At 57.6% G+C, this 10,737-nt stretch carries 8 protein-coding genes; 2 read left to right on the forward strand and 6 right to left on the reverse strand.

Annotation, left to right across the window (positions count from 1 at the left end):
• Positions 1-261 precede the first annotated feature (261 nt).
• The 6 genes from APH36_RS28725 to APH36_RS28750 all read right to left on the reverse strand — a co-directional run bounded on the left by APH36_RS28725 (position 262) and on the right by APH36_RS28750 (position 9,031).
• A complete protein-coding gene (locus tag APH36_RS28725) occupies positions 262-609 on the reverse strand; it encodes a copper-binding protein (protein ID WP_011953092.1) in 348 nt (115 codons plus the stop codon).
• A complete protein-coding gene (locus APH36_RS28730; protein ID WP_011953091.1) occupies positions 606-3,764 on the reverse strand; it encodes an efflux RND transporter permease subunit in 3,159 nt (1,052 codons plus the stop codon). Before APH36_RS28730 ends, APH36_RS28725 begins: the two co-directional genes overlap by 4 nt.
• On the reverse strand, positions 3,761-5,227 hold the full coding sequence (locus APH36_RS28735; protein WP_011953090.1) for an efflux RND transporter periplasmic adaptor subunit: 1,467 nt from the start codon (positions 5,225-5,227) through the stop codon (positions 3,761-3,763). Before APH36_RS28735 ends, APH36_RS28730 begins: the two co-directional genes overlap by 4 nt.
• On the reverse strand, positions 5,224-6,477 hold the full coding sequence (locus tag APH36_RS28740; protein WP_011953089.1) for a TolC family protein: 1,254 nt from the start codon (positions 6,475-6,477) through the stop codon (positions 5,224-5,226). Before APH36_RS28740 ends, APH36_RS28735 begins: the two co-directional genes overlap by 4 nt.
• A gap of 470 nt (positions 6,478-6,947) precedes the next feature.
• Positions 6,948-8,354 carry a heavy metal sensor histidine kinase gene (locus APH36_RS28745; RefSeq protein WP_011953087.1) on the reverse strand — a complete coding sequence of 469 codons (1,407 nt, stop codon included), beginning with the start codon at positions 8,352-8,354 and terminating at the stop codon, positions 6,948-6,950.
• Positions 8,354-9,031, reverse strand: coding sequence for a heavy metal response regulator transcription factor (locus tag APH36_RS28750; protein WP_011953086.1), 678 nt, complete (start codon positions 9,029-9,031; stop codon positions 8,354-8,356). Before APH36_RS28750 ends, APH36_RS28745 begins: the two co-directional genes overlap by 1 nt.
• A gap of 166 nt (positions 9,032-9,197) precedes the next feature.
• On the opposite strand from APH36_RS28750, the gene APH36_RS28755 reads away from it, so the two are divergent.
• Together APH36_RS28755 and APH36_RS28760 are read left to right on the forward strand one after the other, a co-directional pair.
• On the forward strand, positions 9,198-9,404 hold the full coding sequence (locus tag APH36_RS28755; RefSeq protein ID WP_011953085.1) for a co-regulatory protein PtrA N-terminal domain-containing protein: 207 nt from the start codon (positions 9,198-9,200) through the stop codon (positions 9,402-9,404).
• Between the two features lie 182 nt (positions 9,405-9,586).
• Positions 9,587-10,737, forward strand: a 1,151-nt coding sequence (locus APH36_RS28760; RefSeq protein WP_047932783.1) for a copper resistance system multicopper oxidase, incomplete at its 3' end; no start/stop codon positions are given.

Consider the following 10,737-nt stretch of genomic DNA (forward strand, 5'->3'; position numbering starts at 1 on the left):
CACGATCAGAAGGTTAGACAATCGCAGGTGTTTTCACACAGCCTGGACCCATATAGATCGTGATGCACGAAGATCTCTGCTCAAACGTCAGCTACTACTCTGATCTGAATGCATCCCGGCTACAGAGCGCAAAGACCAACTAGCGTCCCGAGGCACAGAGCTGAAGGCGGCGCGGTCAGGAATTGCGGCAGCACTTTTTCCAAAGTTTGGCTAAATGACCCTGCCTATCAGCTCTAATAGGCAGGGTTAGAAGTCAATCCGTCACTGCTTGCGAATGCCTACGATCGTCGCTGTGCCCCCATTCATTCGGAAATCGAAGCTGACCTTGTCGCCTACCTTGAGTCCCTTGAGTTGCTGCTCGGTAGCGCTGAAGCCCATGGTCATTGCCGGCCATTTCAGGGCTGATACTGGTCCATGCGCCAAGGTAACTTTACCTGGTTCCAAAGCTTTGATGGTTCCCTCAGCCGATGCAGTCGGAGCCGCCTGGCTGCCTTGGGTCTCGTTGCCTTCCATGGGCATATTCTTCATATCCGTGCCATACATGTCTTGGGCCTGCACCGCCGCCGCAACGGCGAACACCAGGCCAGCGCTGATCAGTAGCTTCTTCATCGGGTTACTCCTGTTTGGGGGTTATCGTGTACAGCGAGTCCGCGGCGCCTGACGAGCCAGTAAGCCGCAGGGATTACAAATAGTGAGAGCAAAGGCGCGGTGAGCATGCCGCCGACCATGGGTACAGCGATCCGGCTCATGACTTCGCTGCCGGTACCGCTACTCCAGAGGATTGGCATCAAGCCTGCGACGATCACTGCTACGGTCATGGCTTTGGGGCGGATGCGCTGCACGGCCCCTTCGCGGATAGCATCCAGAAGCGCAGGTTGCCCCTGCGTACCGTTGCCGTTTCGTTCAGTCCAGGCATTGTTGAGGTAGATCAGCATGATGACTCCAAACTCTGCTGCGACCCCAGCCAAGGCGATAAAACCGACACCCGTGGCCACCGACAGGTTGTAGCCCATCATGTACAGCAGCCATACGCCGCCGGTTAGCGCAAATGGCAAGGTAGCCATGATCAGCAGCGCTTCACCGAGGCGGCCAAACGTGAGGTAGAGAAGGACGAAAATAATGGCCAGCGTCGCCGGTACTACCCATGCTAAGCGCGCATTGGCGCGCTCCAGGTATTCGAACTGCCCGGAATAGCTCAAGCTTATGCCAGGATCGAGCTTCACCTGCTGATCGACTAGCCGGCGCAGGTCGGCAACGACGGAGGACAGGTCCCGTCTCCGCACGTCGATATACACCCAGCCCGAGGGGCGCGCGTTTTCACTCTTGAGCATGGGTGGACCGTCCGCAATACGCACCCGTGCCACGGTTCCCAGTGTGATTCGCCCCCCTTGGCTGGTGTAAATCGGTAGCTGCCGCAGGGCATCAACAGAGTCACGCCACTCCCGTGGGTACCGAACACTGATGGGATATCGCGCCAGGCCTTCTACGGTTTCGCCGATGTTTTCGCCCCCAACGGCGCCGGCAACAATCGCTTGGACATCAGCAATGTTCAGGCCGTAACGCGCTGCGAATTGGCGGTCGATATCCAGATCGATGTAGCGTCCACCGGTTAATCGCTCGGCGAGGGCGGAAGTCACCCCTGGAACCGTTTTGGCCACCTTCTCGATAGCCAGAGTCACCCGGTCGATCTCATTCAAATTGCTGCCGGCAACCTTTACGCCGATCGGGCTTTTGATACCGGTTGCGAGCATGTCGATACGGTTTCGAATCGGTGGGATCCAGATATTGGTTAGCCCAGGTACCTGCACGGTACGGTCCAGCTCTTCGATCAGCTTCTCAGTGGTCATCCCTGCTCGCCACTGATCCTTCGGTTTAAGTCGGACAGTCGTCTCGAACATCTCCAGCGGGGCCGGGTCGGTCGCTGATTCAGCCCGGCCCGCTTTACCGAAGACACTGGCGACCTCCGGTACCGTTCGGATCAGCCGGTCCGTACGTTGCAAAAGCTCAGAGGCTTTCTGCGCCGAAAGACCTGGCAGGGCAGTCGGCATGTACAGCAAATCGCCTTCATCCAGTGGCGGCAAGAATTCGCCGCCGAGCTGGCTCAGGGGCCAGACACTGCTGAGCAAAATCAACAGTGCACCCGCCAACGTGAGCTTTGGCCGGCGTAGAACGATCTCCAATGCTGGGCGATAGAGCCGTATCAGGGTTCGATTGAGTGGGTTGCGCTCTTCTGCCGGTAAACGACCCCGAATCCAGTACCCCATCAGCACGGGTACCAGGGTAACCGAAAGGCCCGCTGCTGCTGCCATTGCATAAGTCTTGGTGAATGCGAGGGGCGCAAACAGCCTTCCCTCCTGAGCCTGCAAGGTGAATACCGGTATGAAGGACAGCGTAATGATCATGAGGCTGAAGAACAGCGCAGGCCCGACCTCGACTGCTGCCTCAGTCATCACTTTCCAATGATCTTCGCCACGCAACGACTTTCCAGGGTGCCACGTATGCCAAGCCTCAACCCGTTTGTGCGCGTTCTCAATCATCACCACAGCGGCGTCCACCATCGCACCGATTGCAATGGCTATGCCCCCAAGCGACATGATGTTGGCGTTGATGCCCTGGTGGCGCATGACGATCAGGGCAATGAGGACACCAACCGGAAGCGAGACGATGGCGACCAACGATGAGCGCAGATGCCAAAGAAATGCAGCGCACACCAGTGCGACCACGATGAACTCTTCAATCAGCTTCTGGCTCAGATTTTCCACAGCACGATCGATCAACTGGCTACGGTCGTAGGTAGTGACCAGCTCGACCCCGGCAGGCAGGCTTTTTTCCAGCGATTCAAGCTTGGATTTGACGTGAGCGATGGCATCTTTCGCATTCTTGCCACTGCGCAGAATTACTACGCCGCCCACCGCTTCGCCCTGTCCATCAAGCTCGCCGATGCCGCGACGTGCCTCAGGGCCCAGCTGTACAGTGGCTACATCGCCCAGTGTTACGGGTATACCCTTCGCAGCCAGGCGCAGGGGAATGGCTCGGAAATCATCGAGTGACTTCAGATAGCCGGAAGCCCTTACCATGAACTCAGCTTCGCCTTGTTCGAGCACGCCGCCACCGGTTTCCTGATTGGCCTTGGCGATGGCGTCCGAAACCTCAACTTGAGTGATTCCCAAGCTGGCCATGCGCAGCGGATCGAGCACTACCTGGTACTGCTTGACCATCCCGCCTATCGTCGCCACTTCGGCAACGTCCGGAAGAGTTTTCAACTCGAAGCGCAGGAACCAGTCCTGAAGGCTGCGCAGCTGTGCCAGGTCATGGGTACCACTGCGGTCCACCAGCGCATACTGGTAGATCCAGCCTACACCAGTGGCATCGGGTCCGAGCACTGGCTTAGCGGACGCCGGTAATCGAGACTGAACCTGGCTTAGGTATTCGAGCACCCTGGACCGCGCCCAATAGAGATCTGTGCCGTCCTCAAACAACACATATACGAAGCTGTCTCCAAATGCTGAAAAGCCCCGCACTGTCTTGGCTCCGGGTACGGAAAGCATTGTGGTGGTCAGGGGATATGTCACCTGATTTTCCACGATCTGCGGTGCCTGCCCTGGGTAGGAGGTGCGGATAATCACCTGCACATCTGACAGGTCAGGCAACGCGTCGATCGGCAAACTGCGCAGAGAGAAAACGCCCCAAGCTACGGCAAACAGTGTTGCCAGCAGGACCAGGACGCGGTTGCCAACCGACCAACGAATCAGGTTCGCGATCATGGCTGGTTCTCCTGCTGGGTTATTTGCTCGATGACCATGCCTTCATCGCGCTCGCGCACTCCAAACCGGATGCGTTCGCCAACCTTGAGTCCGGCAATCAAGCGGGGATCTGCCACAGGGAAAGTCATCGTCATACCAGGCATGCCCAGCGTCACGAACGGTCCATGAGCGATGGTCAGCTGATTACCTTCTATTTGAACGATGCGCCCATTGGCCTGATGTAGAGCCGGCTGTACAGGTTGCGCAAGTGGAGCATCGCCAGCAGTAACGGCCTCGATACCTTTCAAGCTCGCTTCGGAGTCCAGCAGAAACTGCCCGGACGCCACAACGCGCTGGCCCGCCTGAAGGCCTCGCAGCACGACCACCTGGCCAGCACTTTCCTGGCCGAGCACTACTTCCACCGGCCGGAATCGACCTCCGTCTTCTGACACCATTACGAGATCGCGTTTCCCCGTCCGAATGATCGCCTCGGCTGGCACCAGTAGGCTGTCATCCTGTTGCCCGGACGGATGGAGGGAAACCTGCGCGGTCATGCCTGGGCGCAACCGGCCGCCGGGGTTGGGCAGTTCTATACGAAGCCGCAAGGTGCGGCTTTGCAGATCCGCATCAGCCAGCAATGCGGTCAGCTTGCCGGGAACAGGTTCGCCTGGGAACGCTGCCAGATTCGCCTGCACTGCCTGTCCTTCCTGTAGGCCTTGGGCTTGCGCTTCAGGTACTGCGGCCTCAAGCCAGACGTTCGCGATACCATTGATCTTCGCCAACGTTGCACCCGGTGTCATTGTCATGCCTGGCCGCAATTCCAGAGCCTGAAGGACGCCTGCTGTTGGGGCCAAGAGCGTTACCGAATTCTGGACCCTTCCCGTACGGTCAATCCGGTTGATAAGATCGGCAGGCATACCCGCCAGCAGTAGTCGTTGCCGAGCTGCAGCGCGCAATTCATTGTCCCCAGATCGCTGAAGCGCCAGGTACTCTTCCTGCAAGCCCGCCCATTCAGGCGTCAACACATCTGCCAATGGGGCGCCCTTGGCAACCACGTCGCCTGTAGCGCGGCCATAGGTGCGTTCGACGTAGCCACCGGTACGAGCCTGCAGAACGCTAAAATCCCGCTCATCGAAGGTAAGCACGCCGCTCACCTGGAGGGTTCGAGCAAGCTGCCCTTTCGCTACGGTAGCCAGACGGACCCCCAGGTTTTGTTGGAGCCCCTGTGAAACTTGAACTGCGGGGCTCACCTCAGCAGCGGTGCTTTCCTGGTACTTCGGCACCAGTGGCATGTCCATGAAGGGCGACTTGCCCGGTGCTGGAAAGTGCTGCTGGGGGTACATCGGGTCATACCAATACAGCACCTTCTGTAGCGTTTCAGGGGAGGCAGTGGACACCTGCCCACGCTTTGCTAGCTGATAGCCAACGCCACCGCCGATAGCCAACGCGGCCAATACCACAAGGCTGATAGTTGAATTTCTCATGCGCGCACCTCTCCATACGCGAAGTGCAGCCGTGCAGCTGTCGCGGCCAACTGTCCTTGCAGATCGATGTCTTGCAGTCGTGTTTCAACCCGCTGACGTCGAGCGGTGAGAACCTCACTTAAGGGTGATTTACCGGCTCGATAGTCAGCAAGGGCGAGGCGGACTCGATCCTCCGCTAGCGGTAACAATGTTTCACGGCTGCGCTGCACTGCTCGCTGCAATCGCTGGTAATCCGCAAGATCTGTCTCCAGCTGCGCTTTATGCTCACGCAATGCCGCTTCCTGTTCGTCCTCCAGTTGCCGGACTTGTGCGCGACGTGCCGCGATCATCGGGTCCTGCCGTGAGCCAGCGAACAAGGGCAGTTGGAAACTTACCTGCAGGCTCACCATATTGCTGAATTCAGGCCCGCGCCGCTGGTAATCCACCTGCCACCCCCAGTCCGACTTCTTTTCTGCCAAGGCTTGGTGCACTTGAGCTTGTGCTTCCCGCGTAAGGGCGTTGTAGGTCGCCAATTCTGGATGTGCATGTATAGCGTGTAGATAGTCCGGCGCGCTCACTGGCCAGCGCGGAAATGCTTGAGCTTGCGGATCAGCATCCTCTCCAATCCATCGCTTGAGTGCAGCCCGTGCCTGAGCGGCCTGTGTGAGCAGAACATCTTTTTGCTCATCGAGTTGCGCAGCTTCCTGGTCAGGAGCAAGTGCGTCGGCCGTCGCGCCGGTACCGCCGGCCAGGCGTGCGCGGATTGCTGCGGCCAACAGACGGTTTTCTTTGTAGAAGTCCTCAAACTGCTGCAGTTTCCGTTGAACGGTGTACGCCGCGACCCAAGCTTGGGCTGTGGCAGCACGCACTTTTAAGCGCTCGAACACCGCCTCTGCATCGGCTCGCTCAACGCTCGCTCGTGCCGTCTCAACTCGTGCCTCCCGCTTGTCCCGGTTTGGTACTTCCTGGGAGAGGCCGACAACCTGCATCGTCATGAAATCGCGGTTCATGCTCCAACGATCACTGCCGTCAACAGGAAGGTTCTGCACTCCTAGGTTGAGACGTGGATCAGGCAGCTCGCCTGCTGGGATCACAGCGTGTCGAGCGGCCGTCATTTGCTCTTGCCTGGCCTGGAGGATGGGGGCATTGCGTTCGGCAAGTTGAAGCGCTTCCTCCAGAGACAACGGTGTAGCCTGAGCCGGTAACGTCGACAACAGGCTGATCAGAGCGGCCAGACATGCCATCCCTAATCGGTAACGTGGGGGAGTCATGGAAATGATTCCTCAAAAAATCAGCGCGCAAGCGCATGCCATCATCCGGCTGCAAAACAGGACGATGGGGTGAATTTAAGAGGTAATCAGGCGCGGGGTGGCCGCCAAGGGTCAGGAGGCGCCCTGTTTACGAGGCTCACCGCATAGGTATCTACTGGCCTAGGCGCAGAATAGGTGAGCGTGGGGTTAATTATTTCGACCTGAACTGTGCTCGCGGTTCTACACTCCTGGCCCACTTTGCAGGCTTTGGAGTGGTCGGCAGCTGATCCTGGATCAGTATCCTGGCAACAATCGTGATCCATCCCCGCCATCATCTCCATCCCCATGGTTTGCATGGGGCATGGTTCAATGGCTGAGTCGACTCCCGCCATGCCGTTGAGAGGAAGCGATGCGATTAGAAGCAGGATGGTGAACAGTCGTAGGAGCCGGTTCATGATGGCCGAGTATAGGTTACACGCATGAAATGAGCATTAAGCCGTTTGAGGCTTGGAAGTGGATTGTTTGGCGTGCGGCAGAGCGATGTGAAAACTCGTCACGCCGTCAGCGGAGGTACACCAAATTCGCCCACCATGAGCCTCGATGATCGAACGCGTTATGGCCAGACCCAAGCCGGCGTTGCTTGGGCTTCCTTCCCGCCTTGCAGGGTCAGCGCGATAGAACCGGTCGAAGATTTTGTTGATATGTTCCGGATCAATCGTGGCCCCATTGTTCTGGACGGACAGGTTCACTTGATCAGCCGCCTCGACAATCCGGACGGCGATATCGTGGCCTTCGGGGGTATAGCGCAAAGCGTTGGATAGAATGTTGGAAACCGCCCGGTCAATCATTAGCCGGTCACCACGGATCGTACCTTCGCCTTGAAGGGCAAGCCGAATGCTTCGGTCTTCGGCTGCAAGCTGGTAGTACTCAATCAGTCTGGACACTAGCCCGACCAGATCGATATCAACCTGCTCGGGGATGATCAAGCCGTTATCAGCTTTTGCCAGGAACAGCATGTCATCGATCATGCGCGACATGCGCTTGAGGTCTTCAAGATTGGAGTAGAGGTTGTCTTCGTAGGCATCGAGGTCGCGTTTTTTGGTCAGAACGACTTCGGTATGCGTCAGAAGATTACTTACCGGAGTCCGCAGCTCATGTGCGATGTCGGCTGAGAAGTTTGATAGCCGGACGAACGCGTCTTCCAGGCGTGCAAGCATTCCGTTGAAGGAGAGGATCAGCTCCTGCAATTCAAGCGGCACGGGCTCCAATGGAATTCGCTCGCGAAGGGACCGGGCAGACATGGATGTCGCCACCTTGGTGATCTGCCCAACCGGCCGAAGACCGCTCTTGGCCACGATCCACCCCAATCCTGCACTAACCAGAGCGCTGATGACCAAGCCAATGCCGAACCACCATTGCAGCGTCTTGAAAAAGTGGGCATGGCTGGTGACATCCAGCATCAACATGACTGTTACCGGCGCCTGCGCCTGCGCTATAGCCAGTTGAGAGGTAATCCCCCGGAAGTTCCGCGAGTCGATTTGCCAGTCCCAAACGGCGCCAGAAGAGGCCTGCTTAAAGCGCTCAGGGATGCGGGATGCCTTGGAGTCCGAGAACAGGACAGTACCGTCAGCATCAAGAATCTCCGCAGAAAGGTCCTGATGAGCCCCCAACAAAGCACGCAGTTGAGGCTCCTGATCCTCAAGTTCATCACGTGCTGCTGAAAGTGAAAGGATGTGCCGGGTGGATTCGAGTTTCTCGGCCAGGGCTTGCTCATCCAGCATCTGGAAATGGTGCTGACTGAGCATGTAGAAGCTCACGCCGGCAACGACCAATACGGCGATGACCGCGAACATGAACATGAGGGTAAGGCGTTTAACGAGCGACGATTGGGCGCGCATTACTCGGGAACATCCATCAGATAGCCCATGCCACGAACTGTATGTATGAGCTTGGGGGCGAAATCGTCATCAATCTTGGCCCGCAACCTACGAACAGCAACCTCGATCACGTTAGTGTCGCTGTCGAAGTTCATATCCCACACCTGCGATGCGATCAGGGACTTCGGCAGTACCTCGCCGCGTCGGCGCATGAGTAGTTCCAGTAAGGAGAACTCCTTGGCTGTGAGGTCGATCCGCTTGCCATTTCGGGTGGCCCGGCGCTTAAGCAGGTCTACCTCCAGGTCAGCCATCTTCATAGTGGTCTGAGCATAGCCACTGCTGCCTCTTCGCAGCAAAGTGCGCACACGCGCTAGCAGTTCCGAGAATGCAAAGGGTTTGACCAGGTAATCGTCAGCCCCGAGTTCTAACCCTTTCACGCGATCGTCCACGCCATCACGGGCCGTCAAAAACAAGACTGGGACCTCTTTCCCTGCCGCACGTACCATCCGCAGCACCTCCCAGCCGTCTAGCCCCGGCATCATTACATCAAGAATCAGCAGGTCATACGCCTCGCTCAAAGCGTATTGCAGCGCGTCGGTCCCTGTGACCACACGATCGACGGTAAAGCCTGCCTCCGTCAGCCCTTGCTGCAGGTAGGCCCCGATTTTTGGCTCATCTTCGGCTACGAGTAATTTCATCTGCTGCGCCCCCTTGGATGCCCTTCAGTGTGCAGCAAAAAAGGCACCCAACCAGAAGCTGACGGAAAAGTAATGTCGGGCTCAGCTTGCTGACAGTGCCGGGTAGCTAGCTTGAGCACTGTGAACGGCGCCAATCAGGCGAAACTGACCCTTAGAGGAAACGCAAATGAACATGATCAAAGCGATTGTGATGGTAGTCACCTTCGGCATGGCGAGCCTCGCCCTGGCTGAAGGCGGCGCGGATCGCACCTTCGCCAGGATGGAAGCTGCACGTGCATCTTCCATGCAGGCTTACCAGGTTGCTCAGGAGAAAAAAGCAGAGGCTCCTGTTACCGCCCAAAGCCAAAAGCACCCCGGCCACGAGAGCTGCTGAGCTTAGCTTACAGAAATGTAATCACCCCGGAATCTGAACTATGTCAGCTTTCGGGGTATTGCCTCCCGCAATCCTTGTGCTTTGGCGAAAGTCTACGAGGCTTGGGGGAGCTCAATTGAAACCAGATGGCTGCGGATCCCGCAGTCTGGATATCAGCGATCTACCTGATTGGACGCAACGGCATGCAAAGCAAAACCACGAGACGTTCATTCGTCAAAGGCCTGGCTGCTACCGGACTACTGGGTGGGCTGGGCATGTGGCGCGCGCCGGTCTGGGCCGTAACCAGCCCTGGCCAGCCTAACGTACTGACCGGCACCGATTTTGACCTGTACATCGGGGAGCTCCCGGTGAACATTACCGGGGCAGCTCGAACGGCGATGGCCATCAACGGTTCGCTGCCAGGACCAATACTCCGTTGGCGCGAAGGCGACACGGTCACGCTACGGGTTCGCAACCGCTTGAAGCAGGACACGTCCATCCACTGGCACGGCATCATCCTGCCGGCGAATATGGACGGCGTGCCGGGTCTAAGCTTCCATGGCATCGCTCCCGACGGCATGTACGAGTACAAGTTCAAGGTCCACCAGAACGGCACCTACTGGTACCACAGCCATTCGGGCTTCCAGGAGCAGGTCGGTGTTTACGGTGCGCTGGTGATTGATGCCAAGGATCCAGAGCCTTTCACCTACGATCGTGACTATGTCGTCATGCTGAGTGATTGGACCGACGAAGACCCGGCGCGGGTTATGTCCAAGCTCAAAAAACAGTCGGACTATTACAACTTCCACAAGCGCACCGTTGGCGACTTCGTCGACGACGTGAGCGAGAAAGGTTGGTCTGCTGCTGTGGCCGATCGAAAGATGTGGGCCGAGATGAAGATGAGCCCAACCGATCTCGCTGACGTGAGCGGGCACACCTACACCTACCTCATGAACGGCCAGGCGCCAAATGGGAACTGGACGGGAATCTTCAAGCCAGGGGAGAAAATCCGGCTTCGCTTTATCAATGGCTCGGCGATGACCTATTTCGACGTGCGGATCCCCGGCTTGAAAATGACGGTTGTCGCAGCCGACGGTCAGTACGTTAAGCCAGTGTCGATCGATGAATTCCGGATTGCCGTTGCTGAAACCTACGATGTCATTGTCGAGCCTGAAAACGAGCAGGCTTACACCATCTTTGCTCAATCCATGGATCGCACCGGCTATTCAAGGGGTACCTTGGCTGTCCGTGAGGGCCTGCAGGCACCGGTGCCGGCTGTAGATCCAAGGCCTCTCATCTCCATGAGTGATATGGGGATGGACCACGGCAGCATGGGTGGCATGGATCACGGCAG

The sequence above is a fragment of the Pseudomonas sp. NBRC 111133 genome, assembly GCF_001320605.1.
Taxonomy (GTDB): Bacteria; Pseudomonadota; Gammaproteobacteria; order Pseudomonadales; family Pseudomonadaceae; genus Aquipseudomonas; species Aquipseudomonas monteilii.

What these genes read in the sequence shown, in the direction of transcription:
- APH36_RS28740 (WP_011953089.1), bottom strand. Translation starts at nt 6,477, where the DNA reads ATGACTCCCCCACGTTACCGATTAGGGATGGCATGTCTGGCCGCTCTG.
- APH36_RS28750 (WP_011953086.1), bottom strand. Translation starts at nt 9,031, where the DNA reads ATGAAATTACTCGTAGCCGAAGATGAGCCAAAAATCGGGGCCTACCTG.
- APH36_RS28735 (WP_011953090.1), bottom strand. Translation starts at nt 5,227, where the DNA reads ATGAGAAATTCAACTATCAGCCTTGTGGTATTGGCCGCGTTGGCTATC.
- APH36_RS28745 (WP_011953087.1), bottom strand. Translation starts at nt 8,354, where the DNA reads ATGCGCGCCCAATCGTCGCTCGTTAAACGCCTTACCCTCATGTTCATG.
- APH36_RS28755 (WP_011953085.1), top strand. Translation starts at nt 9,198, where the DNA reads ATGAACATGATCAAAGCGATTGTGATGGTAGTCACCTTCGGCATGGCG.
- APH36_RS28725 (WP_011953092.1), bottom strand. Translation starts at nt 609, where the DNA reads ATGAAGAAGCTACTGATCAGCGCTGGCCTGGTGTTCGCCGTTGCGGCG.
- APH36_RS28730 (WP_011953091.1), bottom strand. Translation starts at nt 3,764, where the DNA reads ATGATCGCGAACCTGATTCGTTGGTCGGTTGGCAACCGCGTCCTGGTC.